Consider the following 22,892-nt stretch of genomic DNA (forward strand, 5'->3'; position numbering starts at 1 on the left):
AATGATTGAAAAATTATAGATGGTTATCATCCTGGCGAAGGAAGGATATCTTTACTGATTTAGATTCTTCACTCTATTTGCATTTCGTTCAGAATGACAGCTTGTTTACTGAATATTGTCAAATGTTCACTGAATACTACCTGTGCGGGTTAGGGTTAACCTTGTCGCTTTCTATAACACCATCCCTAAGGCGGATAACTCTATGGGCATAAGCAGCAATATCTTCCTCGTGGGTTACCAGTATAACGGTATTGCCGTTTGCGTGTATTTCGTTAAAAAGGTTCATAATCTCTACCGATGTTTTACTATCCAGGTTACCTGTAGGTTCATCGGCAAGGATGATAGACGGGTGATTAACCAGTGCGCGGGCTACGGCAACCCTTTGGCGCTGCCCTCCCGAAAGCTGGTTGGGTTTGTGATCCATGCGGTCTTCCAGTCCTACCTGTGTTAGGACCTGTGAGGCTCGCTCGTTACGTTCGGGTTTTTTGTAGCCTGCATATACCATAGGCAGGGCTACATTGTCTAGCGCGGTGGTACGCGGTAGTAAGTTAAAGGTTTGGAAAACAAAGCCTATTTCCTTATTTCGTATTTCGGCCAACTCGTTATCACTCATTTTGCTAACGTCCTTTCCGTTCAGGATATAAGTGCCTCCGGTAGGGGTGTCCAGACAGCCTAATAAGTTCATAAGGGTAGATTTACCTGATCCCGACGGACCCATTAATGCAACATATTCGCCTTTGTTTATGCTTAGGTCTATGCCTTTTAAAACTTTTACCACCTCATTGCCCAGCGGAAAGTTTCGGGTTATGCCTTTTATATCGATAATTGGTTGTGCCATACTTTTATTTTGAGGCTTAAAAGTAAGGAATTTTTGTTGGAATGTGGAAAGAATAACAGGAGTTAGATGTTAATCTCTTAATTGGCCATAGATTCTATTTGTTTCTTTAAAAACGCCTCTTTGTCTTCATCAGGTAGTCCGTTAATTTTTTTTAAAACTCTTTCTTGAAGTTCTTTGTTTTTGATTAAGTCTCTTAATTTACTTTCAACGCTTGGTTTAGGACTTAAGTTTGTCAGAATTGATATTTCGTCTTTGTAAGCCATAAAAGGTTCATATAGCTTGTGGAAAACTCTTCCTACCGCGCCTTGAAACATTATCAGCTTAGGGTTCGTATTGATGTTGTGACCATTTTTTAATGTATGTATTGTTGCTATTCCAGGATAAGGGTCAATATAATAAATATTTGTAATCCCTAATTGATAGGCCTTTTTAGAACATAACTCACAAGGACTTGCTGTCGTAAACAGATTACCTCCTTTCAATCCTAATCCCCCATATTTTGTAATTTGTAGCATAGCATTTTCCTCAGCATGTAAAGATCTAGTGTGTACTTGGTTTTTTTCACCTTCAAAAGCATTATGAAAAGTTTTAAAGCAAAATGAACAATTACGTCCTTCTAAATCGTTCATGTTTGATTTTTTATACTCCTTTTGTACTTTATCTTTAAATGATTCTTTGTCTTTATAAAAATCGCAAGAAAGTGTTGTTTTTTCGAAATCACTAAATAGATCTTGCTTTTTTTTTCCATCAATGAGATCTTCTATATTTCTTAAGTTGCATGGTGTTTGGCCTTCAGGGACATCATTCCATCCAATAGATTTTACGCTGAAATTTTCATCTGTGATTACAGCGCCGACCTGTCTTGATATACAACCTGAGTTAAATTTAGCATTATAAGCGACTTGCATTGTTCTTTCTATAGAAGTGGGGGTAATTATTCCGGGCTGATTAATTAATGCTATTAACTTTATTAATTGTAAATTAATTGATAAATATTGATTTTTAAGATGATCATTTTCATTTATGAATAAATGATAGTCGCTTTTTTGAATACAGTTTTCAATATCAGGAACAGTAAATTTTCCTTCTTTGTAATCATTTGACTTATACTCATAATTGTCTAAAATCAATATTTCATCTGAATGATCATTTGAGGCTTTTTCAGAATATTTTTCTGTTATTTGTTTTTTTACATATTGTTTTCGGGCTTCGTTTTCACGATTTGTTGCAATCATGTAAAATGCAGAATATTTTTCTTTGAAAAACATTATTTCTAATGAGTTTTTTAATGCATCAATAACTATTTTGCAATTAGGGTTTTCTTTTTTCTTCCTCCATGCTTTTATGATTCTGTTTATTGTCTCTGCTATTATATATATATGTTCAAGACTTTCTTTTTCCTTTTCGTCTAAGTTACTTACAGTTCCGTATAGTCTTAAGTTATTAGCTAAGTCATGGACTAGTCTTGTTCTTTTGGTTATATTATGATTATTTAATAGATCATATAGTTTTTTGGAAAAAGTATTGTAATCTTTTCCGAAAAAAAAATCTGATATTTTCGATTTGTCATTCTCTTCTGTTAAACATTGATTTAATGTTTTATTTGCTGGAAATTTTTCTTTTACATCTTCAAATATTTGTGATTTGGAATCTAAAAATTTTTTTAAGTTGTCGATAAATTTAGAATCTTCAGTTTTATCAAACCGATTTTTCCATTCGCTTTTATTTTCTTCACTTCTTCCATTTTGACATACTATATCAATAAATTTTTGGGAATAATTCTTTTCTTTATTGCTTTCATGTATTAAATGGAATAATAGAACATTTTTATAGTTAATAATTGTAAAAGGCCTCCAATTATTATTACTATTTAAGTAATTGTAACATATATTAAGTTTTAAATCTTCAGCTGCAGATGAGTTGTTAAATTCTGAAGGGCTAAAATTTTTGATAAAATTATTATCGCTTAATTTTTGTGCTATTTCACTACAGCCCGCTCCAACTCTACCTGTTAAGCCTATTATAGTAAAATCTTTTCTAAGAGAATAAAGTTTTTTTAGTTTCATAAGATGTGATTTTCGATAAATTAACAAAAAATATTTTAATAATTTAGTTTTTAGATATTACGACTTTACAATTTCTTTACATAAAACTGCTGTTGAACATTTTTTTTTACTATATTTATAATGTTGATAGTCAGTATATGAAAAATCATTTCCTACTCATACTTTTTATTATCAGCATGCCTGCATGCCTGGCACAAGATGGTTATCCTGAACCTCCCGATAGCCACAAACGCCTTTTTTATATTCAGCACAGTAAAAATCACAATACCTATGTTTATGATGCTAATATTATTAGCAATACCAATATAAAGGATAGTGATCCTATTGATGTGTACCAGATAGACTATAAAAAGGACGGAACCCGTGAAGAACTTACCGGATTACAACGTAAAATGGCTTACGGGATTACCTTTAACAAAGTAGGGGAAAATAAGTTTGAGTTTACCCTTGCGGCCTATCCCGAAAAAACACTTACTCTTGCCATGCAATCGGGCAAACCTGTGGTTACCGTAAATATTAACGGTAAGGAAATGGAGCTGGAACGTATGTTTTTACACTGCAATGCTTTTGGCACCAATGTGTCCAAAATTGATTTTTACGGCAGGGATGTAAAAACTCATAGAGATCTTGCCGAAACCATGTACCTGGGCAAATAATCTTTTTTTTCAGTCTTAATATCTAGAGTCTTCAAGTCGGTATGGAGGTAATGGGATTTAAGGCTTATAATCTTCTACTTTTGATTCTTACCTCGTTAAGTATTTCTTAAAAATCTTAATATATTCTTTAAGTGTATTAAACTATTCTTAATAATTTAACCAAAACTTTGAAATGTGACGATTGTGGTGTTACCTTTGGTCTATCAAGTAACGAAATAATTACAAGTAACAAATCAAATAATTAGATGACTATGAAAAGATTAAATTTATTATTAGGAGCAGTTTTAGTAGCAGCGGGTGCAACGTCTTGTAAGACTGATACCGAGCAAATGGCAGAAAAGAATATTGACCGTTATGAGTCGTATGTAGACTCGATAGGAAACCTTGATGCTACCGAAAGATCGGCAAACTGGGCTCAGATTGAGGCTGAATATCAGGCAAGACTGGCAGAGGCTGAAGCAGCGATAAATGACGCTAAAGAAAGCCAAAATGCAGAAACACGTATTAATGATACGAAAACCAAGTATGAGAACGTAAAAACTGAAACAGAGAAGGAAGCTAATGAAACAGCTGCCGATGCACTTATCATTTCATACTTCGGTCCTGACAACATGGTTGGTGACGATCTTAACTTTAACTGGGTAAACAAGGATAACATTCTTAGTGTGTACCAAAACTTTGTAGATACCTTTAATAAAAATAAAGATAACTACTCAAGACAGGATTTTGATAAAATCAAAGCTTGGTATGAGGCACTTGATGCCAGAAAAAACACAGTAGAAAAAGAAGGTCTGTCATCAGAAGATAACCGTAAAATTGCGGCTCTTAAGTTAGAGTTTGCTCCTAAATTTAAATGGGAGCGTATGACAGCTAAAGGTGAAGAAAACCAAGAAGCTAAAGAAGAAGCGACAGAGTAAGTATAAGGTTTTATATAAATTTGTGTTTGTGGAAAAAAGCCGGCTATATGCCGGCTTTTTTAATTTTTATTGGGTATGTTTTAACCACCGTTTAACGTGTTGTTGTTTAGTGGTTTGGTAACTTTATGTAGTGAAACCAATTAAAAATATATGTTATGCCTAAAGGAAAAGATACAAGGCCTCAAATAAAAAATGAAGAGCAGTATGAGACTTTAAGAGATAAAGGTTACAGTAAAGAAAAATCGGCACGTATCGCTAACAGTGTAGGTGCGGGGTATAGGGGTGGTAAGGCTAAAAAGTATGAAGACCGCACCAAGCAAAGCCTGTATGATGAAGCTAAAAAAGTAGGTATTGAAGGGCGAAGTAAAATGACTAAAGCAGAGCTTGCCTATGCCTTGCGACATAATTAAGCCAGTAATCCCCATAGGTTACGAATGCCTAAAACAGCATCAAGTAAAATGGAGCGGTACGGACGGATGATAAAATGCTGTTTTGCCTGCCCTTTACGGAAAAAAATGAGGCCTAAATGGTATGTGTCTATAGTGACCGTAACATTCGGGTCTTTTTTTATGGTTTCCCATGCCTTTTCCATTTCGGGTGTTTTATGGATGTTGGGCAGTACAAACAGGTTTTGGTCGGTTACATCCTTATGAAGCTGTTCAAAGGCTTTCATGATGCTTTGGGTATTGCTTCCGCAAATAAAGCCAAGGTCAAGTCCGCCCGGTACAGGTGCCATAGGGGAAAAGAACCATAGTTTGGTTTTTGTCCTTTCGCCTACTTCACGAATGGTTTCGGTAACCTCGTCAGAATTTTCTCCGTATACTACCAGTTTAAATGACTTGCAGTGATTAATGGTTTTGAATAAAATGGTAAGTACCTTACCGCTGAGTCCGTTTTTGCCATTACCTGATATTTTCTTTCCGGAATAAAATCCTTCGGTTACCAACTCATATACAAAAGGCGAATGTATGCCGTGTGCATTGCTTGATTTTAAAAGAAACGTTAGGTATGACATAGTCTCAAAAGTGTGTTAGGGTTATTCTTCCATTTTGGCGCTTAACTCAAACCAGCGCTCTGTTTTTTCGTCTATTTTATCAAGTATCTGTTGTAGTTCGTCAGCCTTTGCTGTAATCGCATCATCGGCTACTTTACCGTCTGAGAAAAGCTGTTCGATAGTTTCTTTCTGTTTCTCCAGATCTTTAATTTCTTTTTCTATTTTCTGGTATTCCTTCTGTTCGTTAAAGGTAAGTCCGGCTTTTACCTGATTTTGTTTCCAGGCTTTTTTATCGGCAGCAGGTTTTGTTTCTTCCTTAACAGGTTCGGTACTATCCTCATAAACACGGAAGTCGCTATAGTTACCCGGGAAGTCTTCAATAATGCCTTCGCCACGGAAAACAAACAGGTGGTCTACAATCTTATCCATAAAGTAACGGTCGTGCGATACCACAAGTAAACACCCCGGATAATCCAGAAGGAAAGATTCCAGCACGTTTAATGTAACAATGTCAAGATCGTTTGTAGGTTCATCCAGTATAAGGAAATTAGGGTTTTGTATTAATACGGTACACAGGTAAAGACGTTTTAATTCACCACCGCTAAGTTTCTCTACAAAGTCGTACTGTTTTTTACGGTCGAATAAAAAACGTTCCAACAGTTGGGCTGCCGAAATGGTTCTGCCCTTTGTAAGCGGAATGTATTCGCCAAACTCCTTAATAATATCAATAACCTTTTGTTCCGGTTTCGGGTTAATGCCCGATTGTGTATAGTAACCCAGTTTTATAGTTTCTCCAATAACAACCTTGCCGTTATCGGGCTGCATGCTTTGGGTAAGTATATTAAGGAAGGTAGATTTTCCGGTTCCGTTCTTACCTATAATACCTATACGTTCACCGCGCTTAAAGTTGTAGCTAAAGTTATCCAATATGGTTTTATCTTTGAACTTTTTAGATACATTATGTAGTTCGACCACTTTACTGCCCATGCGCTCCATGTTTATTTCGAGCTCAATTTGGTGGTCTTTGCGACGGCTGTGTGCTTTCTCTTTAATTACATAAAAGTCATCCTGACGGGATTTTGACTTGGTGGTACGTGCCTTTGGCTGTCTGCGCATCCAGTCCAGTTCTTTTACAAAAAGATTTTTTGCTTTGTCAATACTTGCGTTTTCGGCAGCTACACGTTCCTCTTTTTTGTTAAGGTAGTACGAATAGTTGCCTTTGTATTGATATAGGTTTCCGTTTTCAAGTTCTATTATTTCGTTACATACACGTTCCAGGAAAAAGCGGTCGTGAGTAACCATAAACAACGTCATGTTTTCTTTGGCGAAATAATTTTCCAGCCACTCAATCATTTCAAGGTCAAGGTGGTTAGTAGGTTCATCCAGTATTAAAAGATCGGGCTTATTAATAAGGATGATAGCCAGGGCTAAACGCTTTTTTTGTCCTCCCGAAAGGCTTTTAACCTTCAGTTTCAGGTCTTCCAGCTTTAGTTTGAATAGTATTTGCTTGTACTGTGTTTCAAAATCCCAGGCATTATTGGCGTCCATGTGCTCAAACGCTTTTTGGTAAGCTTCTTCATCTTCGGGGTTTTCCAGTGCTTTTTCGTACTGCTCAATTACTTTCAGTGTATCGTTGTCTGATGCGAATATGCTTTCCTCAATAGTGAGTTCGGGGTCAAGGTTGGGTTCCTGTGACAGGAAAGCCATTTTGATTTCCTTGCGTATCACTACCTGTCCGCTGTCGGGTGTGTCTTCTCCGGTAATTATTTTGAGTATACTTGTTTTACCGGTTCCGTTTTTGGCAACAAAGGCAATTTTCTGGTCTTTATTGATTCCGAAAGAGATATTCTCAAAAAGGGTACGTTCGCCAAATGATTTGGATATGTTTTCAACTGAAAGATAGTTCACTGCTGTATGATTTTGTGCAAAAATAGTCTTTTTGTGTCATGTTTTGTTTCTGAAACATGTTTTCGCTCTTATCTTTACATTTAAGTGTTTAATTTATACTATATGTTCAACAGGTTAAAAAATATTTTCTTTAATAAAAGGGAGAGGGTAAAATATAAATGCGCAGAATGTGGTGAATATCATGAAAACTGGCCCGCATTGGGCTATAATGCTCCTATTTATTATTCACAATTATCTGATTATGATAAGGAGAATATAGCTTCTTTAAATAGTGATTTTTGTGTTATAGAGCATTCTAATCAAATAGATAGGTTTATTCGTGTAGTGCTTTTTCAAAAGGTGGTTGGTAGCTGTGAAGATTTACATTACGGATTATGGGTGTCTCTTAGTGAAAAGAGTTTTTTAGATTATAAATCTCATTTTGATTCAAATGATTATGAAGCTGTGTATTTTGGTTGGATAAGTAATATTTTAGAGGGGTATGATGATACTTTGAGTGTTCCTGTTAATGTGGTATATAATGGAGGTGCCAACAGGCCTGAAATTATACCACATAAAAGTTTTTCCCATCCTTTTGTTGAGGAATATTATAATGGTATTTCTAAAGAAGAAGCACAAAAACGTGTTGATAATGTTTTAAAAGGTTGCGATAGTGAAGCTTAACCGGTTATGTTACTGGTGTTTTGGCAGAAGCGTTTCTATGAGGAACGCTTTTTTATTGGCGATATAGACAAAAAGTCATGTAAACCGACAAAATGACATTATTTTTTGTATTGGAACAGAAGTTGACTATTACTAAGCAAATGTTTGAAACTAAAAAATTAAACGATATGAACTTAGTAAAACGTAACAACACAAACAGCTTTCCATTTGTAATGGATGAATTATTTAAAGATTTAATGGGTGGTACACAGTATGTAAATAAAACGGCACCTGTTAATATAAAAGAAACAGAAAATAATTTCCTTGTAGAGCTTATGGCTCCGGGATTTAAAAAAGAAGAATTTAATATTGAGCTGGATAATGATATCCTTACTATTTCTAACGAAGTGAAAACGGAGAATACAGAAGGAGAAGAAGGTAAGTTTACCCGTAAGGAGTTTAGTTATTCTTCTTTCAAAAGATCGTTCACTTTGCCTGAAACAGTAAATCAGGAAAGTATTGAAGCTCAGTATGAAGACGGTATCTTAAAAATAATGCTTCCGAAAAAAGACGAAGCACTTCCAAAAGAGAAAAAAGTGATTAGTATTTCATAATGATTTGAGTTAGTTGGTTTGAAAAGCGTCCTGATGAAGGACGCTTTTTTATTTTGGTACATTAGGTAAATAACCAATTCAACATAATAATTATATTTGCGCTATGCAGTTATCGGTTATTATTCTTAATTACAATGTTCGCTATTTTTTGGAGCAGTGCGTGCTAAGTGTACAAAAGGCTCTTAAAGATATTGACGGCGAAATAATTGTAGTAGATAATAACTCTCCTGATGATAGCTGTGTAATGATGAAACAGCGCTTTCCTTATGTTACCCTTATTGAAAGTAAAGAGAATTCGGGTTTTCCAAAAGGTAATAATATAGGTGTAGCTGCGGCTAAGGGTGAGTATATATGTATACTGAACCCGGACACTGTAGTAGCGGAAGATACTTTTACAAAAGTGTTGCAGTTTGCTGAAAGGAAATCTGATATGGGGATTACCGGAGTTAAGCTGGTAGACGGTCGTGGTACTTTTTTACCGGAAAGCAAAAGGGGTGTGCCTACTCCCTGGGTGGCTTTTACCAAAATAGGCGGACTGTATAAGTTTTTTCCTAAGTCATCAATGTTTAATAAATATTATGCTCAGCACATTACTCAAAATGAAACGGGTGTGGTAGATATACTGGTGGGAGCCTTTATGGTTATGAAACGTGAACTGTATTTACAGGCAGGTGGTTTTGATGAAGGGTGTTTTATGTATAGTGATGATATCGATTTGTCGTATACTATACAGCAAATGGGTAAGGTTAACTATTACTTTCACGAAACTACGGTTGTACATTATAAAGGTGAGAGCACGGTTAAAGACAGTACTTATATGAAGCGCTTTAGGGAGGCAATGCAGTTTTTTTATAAAAAACACTTTAGGAGTTCTCCTGTTTTTGATTTGTTTATGCGTGCAGGTACTTTGTTTTTTGCTGTAGTAAAGCGCAGTAGGAAAGGAGAGGTTGTTGTTCCTCAAGAGTATGTGCTTTTCTCAGGCGATGAGAGTTTGCGTATTGCCTTGGAAGACAGTCTTGAAAAAAAAGTAACGCGTTATGCTAAACCTGATGAAAAATTATTAAATTCGCAATCGTTTTCCGGATACGGACAGGTTGAGGTGATTTTTGACAATAATTCGGTTGATTTTTTTGAGATAATTAAATTTATGGAGAAATTAAGCCAATCAGGACTTACCTTTAAGATCAGGCCGGAAGGCAGCCGTTTTATTATTGGTAGTAACGATAGTAACGACAGGGGGCAGGTAATTACAATTAAAGCTTAAATAATTGTAAAAGTGCTCACAAACCTATTGTAAAACGGGCAAAAACTGATTTTTTTTAGTAATTTCGCAAGCGGAAAGATTAATTTTACCTTTAGGTTAACGATATGGCAAAATTTGAATTAACATTACCCAAAATGGGTGAAAGTGTTGCTGAGGCAACGATTACAAATTGGTTAAAAAATGTGGGAGACCGCATTGAAGCTGATGAAGCGGTTTTAGAAATTGCCACAGATAAAGTGGACTCAGAAGTTCCGTCGGAAGTTTCGGGAGTACTTACCGAGATTTTATTCCAGGTGGATGATGTGGTTCAGGTGGGGCAAACTATCGCTTATATCGAAACTGAAGGCGGTGCTGCAACAGAAGCTCCAAAAGCAACCGAAGCTGCTCCTGCTGCTGCAGAGGCTGTAGCCAAAACGATTGAGGTAGCTCAGGAAACTGCTGCTACTGCTCAAGTAGACTTCTCTGAGTCTGAGAAGTTTTTCTCTCCGTTAGTAAAAAACATTGCAAAAGAAGAAGGTGTATCTCTAGCTGAACTTGAAGCCATTAACGGTACAGGTAAAGATGGAAGGGTAACCAAAAACGATATCTTAGATTATATTAAGAACAGAGGTTCTCAGCCAGCTGCACAACCGGCTCAAACTGCTGCTCCTGTTGCTAAGCCTGCTCCTGCAGCACAACCGGCGCAGGCTGCTAAAGCTGCTCCTGTATCTGTAAACGGACAGGATGAGATCGTGGAGATGGACAGGATGAGAAAACTTATCTCAGGTTACATGGTACAGTCGGTACAAACTTCGGCACACGTACAGTCGTTTATCGAAGTAGATGTTACCAACATTGTAAAATGGAGAGATAAGGTAAAAGGTGCATTTGAGAAGAGAGAAGGTGAGAAGCTTACATTTACTCCTATATTTATGGAGGCTGTGGCAAAAGCTCTTAAAGATTTCCCTCTAATGAACATATCTGTTGATGGTGAATACATCATCAGGAAGAAAAATATTAACCTTGGTATGGCGGCTGCATTACCAAACGGTAACCTTATCGTTCCGGTAATTAAAAATGCAGATCAACTTAACCTTGTAGGTATGGCAAAAGCGGTTAACGATTTAGGTAACCGTGCTAAGGCTGGTAAACTTAAGCCGGACGATACTCAGGGAGGTACTTATACAGTAACTAACGTAGGTACATTTGGTAGTGTGTTTGGTACACCAATCATCAACCAGCCTCAGGTAGGTATTCTTGCTCTCGGAGCGATTAGGAAAGTACCTGCAGTTATCGAAACTCCGGAGGGTGACTTTATAGGTATCCGTCAGAAAATGTTCCTTTCACATAGTTATGACCACCGTGTGGTAGACGGAGCGCTGGGAGGTTCGTTCGTTAAGCGTGTTGCTGAATACCTTGAAGCATTTGATCCAAACAGAGATATATAATCATCTCTTGACTCATAAAAAAAAAGCCTCCGTATTAAGGGAGGCTTTTTTGTTTCTTATTCATAGCAATGCTTCTTTATAGCGCTTTGTATTCTGCTACAGTATTAAGGTAGCGTTCGTTAATAATATTCATATGATGGCGTACATGCCCTATAAGCGCATAACCCACAGCTCTTGCAGAAACAGCATCTTCCCCGCTTCCTAAGCATAATTGGAGTTGCTTTTCGGTAAGTCCCGAAAAGAACTCTATACTGTAGTTGCGAATTACATTGAATTCTTCCAGTAGCTCGTCAATATCATGGCGTTCTACTTCGGCATTTTTTATGTAAGCCTCATGGTTAGTGAATCCAAACGGAGTTTGGTCATCTCCTCTGGAAGCTGCCAGAGCGCGGTACTGCATTATTCTTTCTACATAATTTATATGCATTAATACCTGTTTAATAGTCCATTTGCCTTCGGCATAGCGGTAGTTTGCCATATCGGGACTAATGTTTTTAAAAAAGTTGTACGTTTGCTTACGGTCCTGTCTCATAAGCTGTATAAGCCCATTTTCTTTAGTTAGGCCTATATACATTTCTAATCTTGGCGGATACTCGTTTGTTTCGGGTTTGGTAATCATACTGTTTGTTCTTTTGATTGATTGTTGAATGGTTAAACTAATTCCTCGCAGTTTAATCCGTTTGCCTTAAATAGGTTGATAACCTTTGTTGCGATTTCCTTATTGCTTTCAATTCTTACAATACGGTCACAGTCTTCGGGGTCAAAATCGACTCTTAAAACCGAATCGATAGCAGCAAGTATCCTGTTGGCAAAACGTATTTGTTTACTGGTGCGGACAGAAGTTTTAAAAACGAACACTTTTTTCATAATTGTTGGTTTTTAGATGATGATTGATGATGATTATTAAGTAGTGTAAAGTTACAATAGAAACAATGATAATAATTGTACTTTAAAGTTTAATGCCTGTCATTTTATTTGGCAAAGTGATACAAAATTATTTCACAGCCATTTACGGTGATAAATGGCGTGTTGACAATAGTGTTGACAATAGTGTTGACAATACTATAAATGGTAGAAAAGAGGGTTAATGGTTATCCTTGTATCTGTCTGAAGCCTTGTGTAAACGGCGTGCAATTATATCCCTAAGTTTTTTGGGAGACAGGACTTCTATAGTTTCTCCAAATCCTAATATTTCTCTTTCCAGTTCAAAATTATGCACTACATCTATACGTATTGTTATACCGGTTTCATTTTTACTTAACAGTTGTTGGGAAGCATGTATGGGCTTAGTAATAACATAAGGTGCGTTGTACTTGTTTACGTGTAATATTATTTTGTTTGGCCTATCCTTGTGTGATTTGGTTACACCTAGCAGGTCGTCAAAATAACGTTCAAAGTTAACTCCTTCATATTCTACATACAGTTCTTTAGGTAACGGGTGAAACTCAATAACCCTGTCGAGAGCTAGGGTTAACAGGTTTGGGTTAGATTTTGGTCTGCAAACCAAAAACCAACGGTTTCTGTATTCCTTTAAAAGGTATGGGTAATATATTTCCTTGCTTGGCTTTAATGCTTTAAACGATTTGTATTCTAAAAACAAAGGCGTTTTATTAAATATTGCCTGATACAAAGGGGTTATATGTTCCCTGCCTTTTAGTTCCTTATTATCTTCAAACTGTATGAAGTTCTTATTGCTGTCGGCCGATTTGTTTACGTTGTTCTCCAGTTTTGCAATCAGGTCACTCATCTCATCAAAGTAGTTAAACCCGTTAAGCTGTTTGAGTACGCTTACAATCTCCTTCATTTTATCCATATCGGCAGTATTGATAGGGGAGTTGGTAATGCTGTAATCAGCATCCTCATATGTGTAAAAGCGTTTATCGGTAACTATTATAGGAGCGTTATAACCCAGCTTGTCACTACGCATTGTTTGTATATCTGACTGAACCGTGCGTTTGCTTACCCCTGTGGTGATACCTTCATATTCGTACAAAGCGTCCGATACTTTTTCAATAAGATCTTCCAGTGTCCATTTCCTAAACCTGTTTTTAAGGCATTGGTCAATGGTTTTGTATCGCAAAAGGGCAAGCTTATTTGTAGCCATATTGATGATTTTGTCGGTTTTGGGTAAAAATTGATACTTCAAATGTAGGTAAAAATCATTTTACTGCGCAGTGTAATTGCGTACATTTTATTTTTTGATAATTTTTAAAAATTATTTTAAGATTTAATTTATTTTAAATCAGTTTTTTAAATAAAAATTTTCAAAAAATATTTTACTGCGCATATTCATTGCGTATATAGGTGACCATCTTTGCAATGTCAGGATGAGACATTAAAGCCACACCTTTCCAATTTTAAGTTTAACCATAAAGATTTGTATTATGAAATTCAATTTTTTAGCCAAAACAAAAAACACAACTGTGAATTACCAAGGGGCAAAAGCTTATAAAGTTACTCCCGAAATAGAACTGTATACAGCGGTGGTTACAACCGGGCTGAGTAATACATTTTACGAATCGGGGGATGACAGACTTAAAAGGATTAAAAACCTGATAACCCAATGTGATGCTGAGTTTGTTGCAAAGTTAGCCGTTTATGTGAGAACACAAATGTACTTAAGGAGTGTACCACTGGTACTTTCGGTAGAGCTTGCAAAACAGGCATCGGGCACTTCTATTGTGAGTCAGACTATAAACGGTGTAGTGCAGCGTGCTGATGAGATAGCCGAGCTTTTGGCTTACTATCAAATAGCAAACCAGCGTAATGGTGTAAAAAAGCTGAACAGGCTTTCTAAGCAGGTACAAAAAGGACTTGCAGCATCATTTAACAGGTTTGATGAGTATCAGTTTGCGAAGTACAACAGGAAAACAGAAGTAAAACTAAAAGATGCCCTGTTTCTGGTACACCCAAAAGCAAAAGATGAGAGCCAGCAGGCAGTATTCAATAAAATTGCTGCCGATACTCTGGCTACGCCTTATACATGGGAAACAGAACTGTCTGAACTGGGTAAAGCTAAATTTGAAAACGAACATGTTAAACAGTTAGCAATAGCCCAAAAATGGGAGGAACTTATAGAAAGTAAAAAAGTAGGTTATATGGCAATTATGCGTAACCTAAGGAATATACTGGATGCAAATGTCTCGATAAACCATTTATATATGGTTTGCGATTACATAGCAAACGAGCAGGCTGTGGCAAATTCAAAGCAATTGCCTTTCAGGTTTCTTGCAGCATACAGGGAGGTTAAAAAGCATAACTCTAAATATGCTTCTGTAGTACTGGAAGCTCTGGAAGATGCCGTTATGCACAGTGCGCGTAATGTAAAGGGTTTTGATGCTGATACTTCGGTAGTTATTGCCTGCGATGTTTCGGGCTCCATGCAGCAGCCTGTTTCGGCAAGAAGTAGTGTAATGCTTTATGATGTGGGACTTATGCTGGGTATGTTGCTACAGTCTCAATGTAAAAATGTGATTAGCGGTATGTTTGGCGATAAGTGGAAAATAATAAACATGCCACGTAGAAATGTGCTTGCAAATGTACAGGAGTATTACAGGAGAGCTGGTGAAGTAGGTTATTCTACATACGGTTATTTGGTTATAGACGACCTTATAAAAAGAAAACAGGTTGTGGATAAGGTGATGCTGTTTACCGATGTACAGATGTATAGTAATAATGGATTTAATTCGTTTGAGAATTCATGGAAAATGTACAAGCAACTAGCGCCAAAAGCTAAGCTGTATATATTTGACCTTGCAGGGCATGGTAGTATGCCTCTGGATATAAAAAGAAATGATGTGTATTTGATTGCAGGTTGGTCTGACAAGATCTTTGATGTTCTTAATGCTGTAGATGATACGGCGATTGCTATGGAAAAGATAAGCCAAATCAAATTGTAGACCGCTCCTGCAGCCGGGGATGCTGCGGGAGCTTAATAAAAGTTCATTACAGATGAGTGCCGTAGGGAAGAATTACTTCGTTTGGGTTGGCACAATGCAGTTTCGATAGCTGCTATCCTGAAAGGGATATGGTCTAATTGGTAAGACTTGTTAAAGAGGTCTTTCCGTTTATAGCCTCATCTTAAATATAACAGGTGTCGTAGATAAGAGTTACTTCGTCCATTTCTGTGTCGCAGGTTCGAATCCTGTCATTGTAAAATGTAGCTCAGTCCGGTAGAGCAAGAAAAATAGTCTCTTTTCGTTTGTAACCCTGTTTTAAGAAAAAAGGATGCCGTAGGTAAGGGATACTTCGTCTCAACTTTGGGGAGGAATAGCGTAGTTATTTTTATATGGCAAGGTTATCCGGTTCGACTCCGGCTAGACATGCCCCGTTCTCTTGCCGCTTTTTGCTTCTTTGTTCTTTTAAAAATCTGTCGGGTGCCGTAGGGAAGTGTTACTTCGTCCGGTTGATTAAAGCGGGTTCAAGTCCCGCAGGTCACTTCACGCCTTTAGCCCGGCTAATAAAAGAGTGCCGTTGTTAAGTGTTACTTCGTTTCTCCAAAAATTCAGTCACTTTACGCTTTTTGCCTCTTTTTTATTAAAAAATTATAAATTTTAGTTTTAACGCATGTTTTTGCATACATAATAAAATTATGGAACGATTAATTACGGGAACCGATTTGTTAAACATTGGTTTTAAAGAAAATGCAGTTTTAGGTATAACCCTTGCTCTTGTGAACAGAAAATACGCTTCGCAGGATAAAGAAGAAGTATTGGTTTTACTGAAAAACCTGAATGATGCTCCCGAAAGTTTTCTTGAAGATGAAGCGTTAGGGAATCTGGCTCATGCTATAATTGATGAAGCTAACAAGCCGAAAGATGTAGTGATTCCGCTGGTTGAAAACACTAACGAATATACCATATACGGAGAGCAGAATATTGAAGAAGGTGCAAAAGACCAGATGAAGGTTGCTATGAAGTTACCGGTAACAGTAGCAGGTTCATTAATGCCTGATGCTCATCAGGGTTACGGACTGCCGATTGGTGGTGTGCTGGCTGCAAAAAATGCCATTATTCCTTATGGTGTAGGTGTAGATATTGGGTGTAGAATGGCTTTGTCTATATATGATATCCCTGAAAGTTTCTTTATGGAAAATCAGGCAAAATTTAAAAGGGAATTAATTGCCCAGTCTAAATTTGGTGCCGGGCAGGGATTTAAGGGTAAGGAAAAAGCAAACCACGATGTACTTGACCGAGAAGAGTTCAATATAAATCCGTTATTAAAAAGCTTAAAGGATAAAGCTTGGTCACAATTAGGTACATCGGGTGGAGGTAACCACTTTGTGGAGTTCGGTATTATAGAATTTGAACAAAGGGATGAGGTACTTAATATTGATAAGGGGAGATACCTCGCCCTGTTAACCCATTCGGGTTCGAGAGGATTGGGAGGTATTGTTGCGGGTCATTATACCAAGCTGGCAAAAAGCATTTGTAAGCTGCCAAGAGAGACAGAAAACCTTGCTTACCTTGATATGAACTCGCAGGAAGGTATGGAATACTGGATAGCCATGAACCTTGCCGGAGATTATGCATCGGCCTGTCATCAGGTGATACACGATAAAATGACGAGGACTGTGGGAGGTAAAGTGCTTGCAAAGGTAGAGAACCACCATAATTTTGCCTGGAAGGAAATTTTAAACGGTGAAGAGGTAATTGTACACCGTAAAGGAGCAACTCCGGCAGGGAAAGGTGTCATGGGTATTATACCGGGAAGTATGACTGCGGCGGGATTCCTTGTTAGAGGTAAAGGTGAGGAAAACGCAATTAATTCGGCCTCACACGGTGCAGGAAGGTTAATGAGCCGAACACAGGCTATTAAGAATATTACAAGAGATGATATGAGGCAGGTGCTTAAAGATCATGGCGTGACCCTTATTGGGGCCGGAAAAGATGAAGCGCCTATGGCTTATAAGGACATCAATACAGTGATGGCCTCTCAAAAAGACCTGGTAGATGTTGTGGCTAAGTTTACCCCGAAAATGGTACGAATGGCCGACGACGGAAGTCAGGAAGATTAAACAATGTGGTGCAAAGGGAGACAGTTTTTTTCTGTCTCCCTTTTTTATTTGTCTTTGGTCATTAATTCAATTCCCTATCTTTGTGATATAAAACAAAAAACAGGTGAAAACTATTTTGACTATATTAGGTGTTTTGGTGCTGTTGGTGCTTGGTACAAGTACGGTTACAGATCAAAAGCGTACAAATAATTTTCATCAGGAATTGGTTATGAAAGACAGTAGCGACTGGCAGGAAATAAATATGGATGCTAAAGGCATGGTCAATAAAATGGCTTATGCCGATACGGCTAACTTTATGGGGCAGAAAATTTATCCCTGTGCCAAATGTTTCCTTAGGCCGGAAGTAGCCGAAGCTTTAGAAAAAGCTAACACACTGGCTAATCAAAAAAGTCTTAAATTGGTTATTTTTGACTGCTACCGTCCTTACGGGTATCAGCAAAAAATGTTTGAAATAGTAAACAATCCCAAATATGTAGCGCCTGCGGGTAAAGGTTCAAACCATAACAGGGGTGCAGCCGTAGATTTGTCTCTGGCAGATAATGAGGGGAATTTACTGGATATGGGGAATGAATTTGATGATTTTTCGAGTCTTTCTCATTATATTTCCGATAAGATATCGGCGAAAGCCCAAAATAACCGCAAACAGCTGCGTGATATTATGAAGGAAGCGGGATTTACTCCCTATGATAATGAATGGTGGCACTTTGATTATAGAAAGAGACGATATGAAACTTCCGACTTTAGGTGGGAATGCGACGACAAAACACAACAATAAATAAAAGAAATGGAACTAAAACTGAACAGGCCTATCTGTTTTTTTGATCTGGAAACAACAGGGACAGATATAACCAAAGACAGAATAGTTGAAATATCAATATTAAAGGTATTCCCAAATGGGAACAAGGAAAGTAAAACCTGGCTGGTGAACCCAGAAAGACCTATACCGCCACAGTCTACCACGTTTCATGGTATAGATGATGCAAAGGTGGCGAACGAACCTACGTTTAAAGATTTGTCGCATCAGGTATATAACATGATTAAGGATTCTGATTTGGCAGGATATAATTCAGACCGATTTGATATTCCGTTACTGGCAGAAGAGTTACTTAGAGCCGATGTAGACTTTGATATGAAAAACAGGGTAACGGTAGATGTGCAAACCATTTTCCATAAAAAAGAGGAACGTACCCTTAGTGCGGCATTTAAATTTTACTGCGGACAAATACTTGAAAATGCCCACAGTGCCGAGGCTGATGTGAATGCCACATATGAAATACTTAAGTCTCAACTGGACAGATATGACGATTTGGAGAACGATATGAAATTGCTTTCGGAGTATACCACACGTAAAAAAGCGGTAGACTTTGCCGGTTTCATAGCGCTGGATGAAGACGGAAACGAGATATTTACCTTTGGTAAACATAAGGGGGCAAAAGTGGAAGAAATACTGGAAAAGGAACCGGGTTATTTCGGGTGGATACAAAATGCCGATTTTCCTTTGTATACAAAAAAAGTGCTTACTGCTATTAAATTGAGAAAATTAAACAATAAATTAGTATAAAATAATCCCCGTTTAGATAACGTTACAAGAATGAAAATAATCTGCATTGGCAGGAATTATGCCCGCCATATAGAGGAGCTTGCAAATGAAAGGCCGGAAGAGCCGGTTATTTTTTTAAAACCGGATACAGCCCCGGTTCTAAGGAAGTTTCCTTTTGTTATCCCTGAGTTTAGCAACGATGTACATTATGAGGTGGAAATACTTGTAAAAATTAATAAGGTAGGTAAGTATATAGATGCTAAATTTGCCCACAAGTATTACAGTGAGATAGGGCTTGGTATAGATTTTACCGCCCGCGACCTGCAGTCCAAACTAAAGGAAAAAGGATTGCCTTGGGAAAAAGCCAAAGGGTTTGACGGTTCGGCAGTAATAGGAGAAGAGTTTATTAATAAGTCGGAGTTTACCTCGGTAGATGATATTAATTTTGAGCTTGTTAAAAACGGTGAAATAGTACAAAAAGGCAATACGCAAAACATGCTATGGAAAATAGATGAACTTATTGCCTATGTTTCGCAGTACTTTACGCTTAAAAAAGGAGATATTATTTTTACAGGTACGCCTGAAGGGGTAGGTAAAGTAAACCCGGACGATGTGCTGGAAGGTTCGATTGAAGGAAAAAAAATATTCAGGATACAGGTAAAATAATGGCATTACACTATAATTTATCTAAGGTTTATGCGATTTCTGATAACGATGTGGAATTTGCAAAACAAATAATGGTACTTTTTACAGAAGAGGTTCCGCCGGAGGTGAAAAACATAAGGCGAGGACTAAAGGAGAAGGATTATGAAATGGTATACCATGCGGCCCATAAAATAAAGCCAACGCTGGATATGTTGGGTATGGACCTGGCTTATGAAGAAGTGCTTGCTATAGAAACATGGAGCAGGAGCGAGGGTAAGAAAAAAGAAATTAAAGAGGTTTATAAAAGCCTTAAAGATAAAATAGAACACGCGCTTAAAGAGATAAAAAAAGATTACAGCCTTTAATATAGTATGAAAGCAGCAGTTGTTACCGTAGGCGATGAGATTTTAATAGGACAGATAGTAGATACTAACTCGGCCTTTATAGCAAAATCGTTAGATAAAATAGGCATAGGAGTAATAGAGATGCTCTCTATAAGTGATGACCGAGAGCATATACTGGAAACGCTTTCCTCACTTCAAAACCGCGTTGACCTTGTTATTATGACAGGGGGGCTTGGGCCTACAAAAGATGATATTACCAAAAAAACACTTTGCGAGTATTTTAATGATGAGCTGGTGGTAGATGAAACTGTACTGGAACATGTAACAGAGCTTATTGAAAAGGTAATGAAGCGCCCGGCTTCACAAATGAATAAAGATCAGGCGCTGATGCCGTCAAGAAGTACTGTGCTGTTTAACAGGGTAGGTACCGCACCGGGTATATGGATGGAAAACCAAAACACGGTTTTCATATCGCTTCCGGGAGTGCCTTATGAAATGAAGTACCTAATGGATAATGAGGTTATCCTGAGGCTTATTTCAAAATTCAAACGTCCTTTTATAGTTCATAAAACCATACTTACATATGGGCAGGGTGAAAGCCTTATTGCCGAGCGTATAGAGGAATGGGAAGATAACCTTCCGGAGTTTATCAGGCTGGCTTATCTGCCAAGTCCTGGTAGGGTAAGGTTGCGCCTAACTGCAAGAGGTATAGACGAAGATTTTTTACGCAAAAGCATTTTAGAGGAGGCTGAAAAACTAAAAGCAATTATAGGTGATATTATTGTTGGTTATGATGAGGATGAGACTCTTGAGGTAGTTTTAGCCAAACTTTTAACCGAAAAGAAGTTTACCATATCGGCAGCTGAAAGCTGTACCGGCGGAAGGATAGCGCAAATGTTAACGGCACAACCAGGGTCGTCTGCCTATTTTAAGGGTAGTGCGGTGGCTTATGCAACCGAAGCCAAAGTGAATATGCTGAAAATAGACCAACAACTCATAGATATATTTAGTGTTGTTAGTGCTAAGGTAGCTGAAGCTATGGCATCTCAGGCAAAGAAAATTTTTGGTACTGATTATGCTGTTGCCACTACCGGAAATGCCGGCCCTACAAAAGGTGACTCTGATGCCGAAGTAGGTACTGTTTTTATTGGTATTGCTACTCCAAAAGGGGTTTATAGTGAGAAGTTTGACTTTGGTCAACCACGTGAAAAGGTCATAGAACGTGCGGCAAACAAAGCTTTGGAAATTATTTATCAGGAAATTTTAAAAAACTGATTGATTATGTTTGTGTAATAGTTTTATTTTTTGTTACTTTGCACCCTGATTTTGAATAACGATATAAAAGCGATAAATAATGTCAAGAGTTTGTGCCCTTACTGGTAAAAAAGCGATGGTAGGAAATAACGTTTCCCACGCGATGAACAAGACTAAAAGAAAGTTTAGTGTAAACTTAGTGAAGAAGCGTTTTTATCTTCCTGAAGAGGACAGATGGATTACTCTTAGGGTGGCTGCTTCTACTATCAAGACGATTAATAAAAAAGGTTTAGCTGCAGTTCTTAAAGATGCTAAAGCTAATGGATTTATTAAATAATATCCTTACCTAATAAATATATAGCAAGATGGCAAAGAAAGGTAACAGAATACAGGTAATTTTAGAGTGTACTGAGCATAAAGCTTCAGGTGTACCAGGAACTTCTAGGTATATTACTACTAAAAATAAAAAGAATACTCCAGACAGACTAGAGATTAAAAAATTCAACCCTGTCCTTAAGAGAGTAACTGTACATAAAGAAATCAAATAATTATACGTCATGGCAAAGAAAACCGTAGCAACGTTACAAACATCTTCAAAAAGGCTTACTAAAGCTATAAAAATGGTAAAGTCTCCAAAATCAGGAGCTTATACATTTGTTGAGGCTGTTATGGTACCAGAACTTGTGGATGAATTTCTAAAGAAGAAATAATTATCCAATACATATATAGAAAAGCTACTTTCAGTAACGGGAGTAGCTTTTTTATTTTCTATATTTACCATCGGAAAAACGAGACTTAAAAGCATATGAACTTCTTTAAAAAAATATTTTCTTCTGAAAAGAAGGAGACTTTAGATAAAGGGCTTGAGAAAACAAAAACTTCTTTTTTCTCTAAGCTTTCCAAGGCTGTTGCAGGTAAATCTAAAGTTGATGATGAGGTACTTGATAACCTTGAGGAAATACTTGTATCGTCTGACGTTGGTGTAAATACTACCTTAAAAATAATAGAGCGTATTGAAGAGCGTGTGTCCAAAGATAAATACCTTGGGACAGATGAGCTTAACCAGATATTAAGGGAAGAAATTGCCGGATTATTGTCTGAAACCAATACGGGTGAAGCTACCGATTTTGAAATTCCTGCCAATAAAAAGCCTTATGTGCTTATGGTGGTAGGTGTGAATGGTGTGGGTAAAACTACTACAATTGGTAAGCTTGCTTATCAGTTTAAAAAAGCCGGACACAATGTAGTACTTGGAGCTGCCGATACCTTTAGAGCTGCCGCTATTGATCAGTTACAGGTTTGGGCAGACAGGGTAGGTGTTCCTATCGTAAAACAGCAAATGGGTAGTGATCCTGCTTCTGTTGCTTTTGATACGTTACAGTCGGCCGTTACTCAAAATGCCGATGTTGTGATTATAGATACTGCCGGAAGGTTACATAATAAAGTGAACCTGATGAATGAACTTTCTAAAGTGAAAAGAGTAATGCAAAAGGTAGTAGGCGATGCTCCGCATGATGTGTTACTTGTGCTGGATGGTTCTACCGGGCAAAATGCTTTTGAACAGGCTAAGCAGTTTACGGCTGCTACAGAGGTTACTTCGCTTGCAGTTACCAAACTTGACGGTACTGCTAAGGGAGGAGTTGTAATTGGTATATCAGACCAGTTCCAGATACCTGTAAAATATATTGGTGTTGGTGAAGGGATAGAGGATTTACAGGTATTTAATAAATATGAATTTGTAGATTCATTCTTTAAATAAAAACCAAA

General features: G+C 37.4%; 25 protein-coding genes. 18 read left to right on the plus strand and 7 right to left on the minus strand.

All coding sequences use genetic code 11. From position 1 onward, the window contains the following. Nucleotides 1-136: 136 nt before the first annotated feature. Both V3Z67_RS08150 and V3Z67_RS08155 read right to left on the minus strand, forming a co-directional pair. Nucleotides 137-838 (minus strand): ABC transporter ATP-binding protein, encoded by a 702-nt coding sequence (locus V3Z67_RS08150; protein WP_330442830.1) that lies wholly within the window; start codon nt 836-838, stop codon nt 137-139. Nucleotides 839-915: 77 nt separating this feature from the next. Beyond that, nucleotides 916-2,904, minus strand: a complete 1,989-nt coding sequence (locus tag V3Z67_RS08155; RefSeq protein WP_330442831.1) for a hypothetical protein — start codon at nt 2,902-2,904, stop codon at nt 916-918. Between the two features lie 137 nt (nt 2,905-3,041). Here V3Z67_RS08155 and V3Z67_RS08160 point away from each other — a divergent pair, with 137 nt between their 5' ends. The 3 genes from V3Z67_RS08160 (at nt 3,042) to V3Z67_RS08170 (ending at nt 4,887) form a co-directional block, all read left to right on the plus strand. After that, on the plus strand, nt 3,042-3,560 hold the full coding sequence (locus V3Z67_RS08160; RefSeq protein ID WP_330442832.1) for a DUF4833 domain-containing protein: 519 nt from the start codon (nt 3,042-3,044) through the stop codon (nt 3,558-3,560). A gap of 251 nt (nt 3,561-3,811) precedes the next feature. Beyond that, nucleotides 3,812-4,477, plus strand: a complete 666-nt coding sequence (locus V3Z67_RS08165) for a hypothetical protein (RefSeq protein WP_330442833.1) — start codon at nt 3,812-3,814, stop codon at nt 4,475-4,477. A gap of 155 nt (nt 4,478-4,632) precedes the next feature. Beyond that, nucleotides 4,633-4,887 carry a DUF7218 family protein gene (locus tag V3Z67_RS08170; protein WP_330442834.1) on the plus strand — a complete coding sequence of 85 codons (255 nt, stop codon included), beginning with the start codon at nt 4,633-4,635 and terminating at the stop codon, nt 4,885-4,887. Here V3Z67_RS08170 and V3Z67_RS08175 read toward each other — a convergent pair. Then, entirely contained in the window at nt 4,884-5,492 is a 609-nt protein-coding gene (locus V3Z67_RS08175; RefSeq protein WP_330442835.1) for a hypothetical protein, read from the minus strand. The genes V3Z67_RS08170 and V3Z67_RS08175 overlap by 4 nt on opposite strands. Before the next feature lie 21 nt (nt 5,493-5,513). Further along, nucleotides 5,514-7,379 carry an ABC-F family ATP-binding cassette domain-containing protein gene (locus V3Z67_RS08180; RefSeq protein WP_330442836.1) on the minus strand — a complete coding sequence of 622 codons (1,866 nt, stop codon included), beginning with the start codon at nt 7,377-7,379 and terminating at the stop codon, nt 5,514-5,516. Nucleotides 7,380-7,481: 102 nt separating this feature from the next. Between V3Z67_RS08180 and V3Z67_RS08185 the strand changes: the two genes are divergently transcribed. From V3Z67_RS08185 to V3Z67_RS08200, 4 genes are all read left to right on the plus strand, one after another. Next, nucleotides 7,482-8,042: a DUF2199 domain-containing protein gene (locus V3Z67_RS08185; RefSeq protein ID WP_330442837.1), complete on the plus strand. Its 561-nt coding sequence runs from the start codon at nt 7,482-7,484 to the stop codon at nt 8,040-8,042. A gap of 92 nt (nt 8,043-8,134) precedes the next feature. Next, entirely contained in the window at nt 8,135-8,635 is a 501-nt protein-coding gene (locus V3Z67_RS08190) for an Hsp20/alpha crystallin family protein (RefSeq protein ID WP_330442838.1), read from the plus strand. 103 nt (nt 8,636-8,738) lie between these two features. Further along, the gene (locus tag V3Z67_RS08195; protein WP_330442839.1) at nt 8,739-9,899 is read left to right on the plus strand and encodes a glycosyltransferase family 2 protein; all 1,161 of its coding nucleotides are present in this window, start codon (nt 8,739-8,741) and stop codon (nt 9,897-9,899) included. Nucleotides 9,900-10,003: 104 nt separating this feature from the next. Then, complete coding sequence (locus tag V3Z67_RS08200) at nt 10,004-11,326, plus strand: dihydrolipoamide acetyltransferase family protein (protein ID WP_330442840.1); 1,323 nt, start codon at nt 10,004-10,006, stop codon at nt 11,324-11,326. A 76-nt stretch (nt 11,327-11,402) separates the two neighbouring features. Here V3Z67_RS08200 and V3Z67_RS08205 read toward each other — a convergent pair whose 3' ends face one another. The 3 genes from V3Z67_RS08205 to V3Z67_RS08215 all read right to left on the minus strand — a co-directional run bounded on the left by V3Z67_RS08205 (nt 11,403) and on the right by V3Z67_RS08215 (nt 13,430). After that, the gene (locus tag V3Z67_RS08205; protein WP_330442841.1) at nt 11,403-11,945 is read right to left on the minus strand and encodes a DinB family protein; all 543 of its coding nucleotides are present in this window, start codon (nt 11,943-11,945) and stop codon (nt 11,403-11,405) included. A 32-nt stretch (nt 11,946-11,977) separates the two neighbouring features. Continuing rightward, nucleotides 11,978-12,193 (minus strand): hypothetical protein, encoded by a 216-nt coding sequence (locus tag V3Z67_RS08210; protein WP_330442842.1) that lies wholly within the window; start codon nt 12,191-12,193, stop codon nt 11,978-11,980. Nucleotides 12,194-12,410: 217 nt separating this feature from the next. Beyond that, nucleotides 12,411-13,430, minus strand: coding sequence for a helix-turn-helix transcriptional regulator (locus tag V3Z67_RS08215; protein ID WP_330442843.1), 1,020 nt, complete (start codon nt 13,428-13,430; stop codon nt 12,411-12,413). A gap of 280 nt (nt 13,431-13,710) precedes the next feature. Between V3Z67_RS08215 and V3Z67_RS08220 the strand changes: the two genes are divergently transcribed. From V3Z67_RS08220 to ftsY, 11 genes are all read left to right on the plus strand, one after another. Continuing rightward, nucleotides 13,711-15,225 carry a TROVE domain-containing protein gene (locus V3Z67_RS08220; RefSeq protein ID WP_330442844.1) on the plus strand — a complete coding sequence of 505 codons (1,515 nt, stop codon included), beginning with the start codon at nt 13,711-13,713 and terminating at the stop codon, nt 15,223-15,225. Nucleotides 15,226-15,917: 692 nt separating this feature from the next. Beyond that, entirely contained in the window at nt 15,918-17,342 is a 1,425-nt protein-coding gene (locus V3Z67_RS08225; RefSeq protein ID WP_330442845.1) for an RtcB family protein, read from the plus strand. Between the two features lie 103 nt (nt 17,343-17,445). Then, nucleotides 17,446-18,117, plus strand: a complete 672-nt coding sequence (locus tag V3Z67_RS08230; RefSeq protein ID WP_330442846.1) for a M15 family metallopeptidase — start codon at nt 17,446-17,448, stop codon at nt 18,115-18,117. A 9-nt stretch (nt 18,118-18,126) separates the two neighbouring features. Then, on the plus strand, nt 18,127-18,903 hold the full coding sequence (locus V3Z67_RS08235; protein WP_330442847.1) for a 3'-5' exonuclease: 777 nt from the start codon (nt 18,127-18,129) through the stop codon (nt 18,901-18,903). 30 nt (nt 18,904-18,933) lie between these two features. Then, on the plus strand, nt 18,934-19,548 hold the full coding sequence (locus tag V3Z67_RS08240) for a fumarylacetoacetate hydrolase family protein (RefSeq protein WP_330442848.1): 615 nt from the start codon (nt 18,934-18,936) through the stop codon (nt 19,546-19,548). Beyond that, nucleotides 19,548-19,892, plus strand: a complete 345-nt coding sequence (locus V3Z67_RS08245) for an Hpt domain-containing protein (RefSeq protein ID WP_330442849.1) — start codon at nt 19,548-19,550, stop codon at nt 19,890-19,892. The genes V3Z67_RS08240 and V3Z67_RS08245 overlap by 1 nt, the downstream gene beginning before the upstream one ends. Before the next feature lie 6 nt (nt 19,893-19,898). Next, nucleotides 19,899-21,146: a competence/damage-inducible protein A gene (locus V3Z67_RS08250; protein ID WP_330442850.1), complete on the plus strand. Its 1,248-nt coding sequence runs from the start codon at nt 19,899-19,901 to the stop codon at nt 21,144-21,146. A 79-nt stretch (nt 21,147-21,225) separates the two neighbouring features. After that, entirely contained in the window at nt 21,226-21,462 is a 237-nt protein-coding gene (gene rpmB, locus V3Z67_RS08255) for a 50S ribosomal protein L28 (RefSeq protein WP_035132449.1), read from the plus strand. 28 nt (nt 21,463-21,490) lie between these two features. Then, nucleotides 21,491-21,673, plus strand: coding sequence for a 50S ribosomal protein L33 (rpmG, locus tag V3Z67_RS08260; RefSeq protein ID WP_035132451.1), 183 nt, complete (start codon nt 21,491-21,493; stop codon nt 21,671-21,673). 9 nt (nt 21,674-21,682) lie between these two features. After that, nucleotides 21,683-21,835 (plus strand): DUF4295 domain-containing protein, encoded by a 153-nt coding sequence (locus tag V3Z67_RS08265; protein WP_330442851.1) that lies wholly within the window; start codon nt 21,683-21,685, stop codon nt 21,833-21,835. Nucleotides 21,836-21,930: 95 nt separating this feature from the next. Then, nucleotides 21,931-22,884, plus strand: coding sequence for a signal recognition particle-docking protein FtsY (gene ftsY / locus V3Z67_RS08270; protein WP_330122788.1), 954 nt, complete (start codon nt 21,931-21,933; stop codon nt 22,882-22,884). Nucleotides 22,885-22,892: the final 8 nt, after the last annotated feature.

This window comes from Flavobacterium sp. C4GT6, assembly GCF_036347315.1.
Lineage (GTDB): Bacteria > Bacteroidota > Bacteroidia > Flavobacteriales > Flavobacteriaceae > Flavobacterium.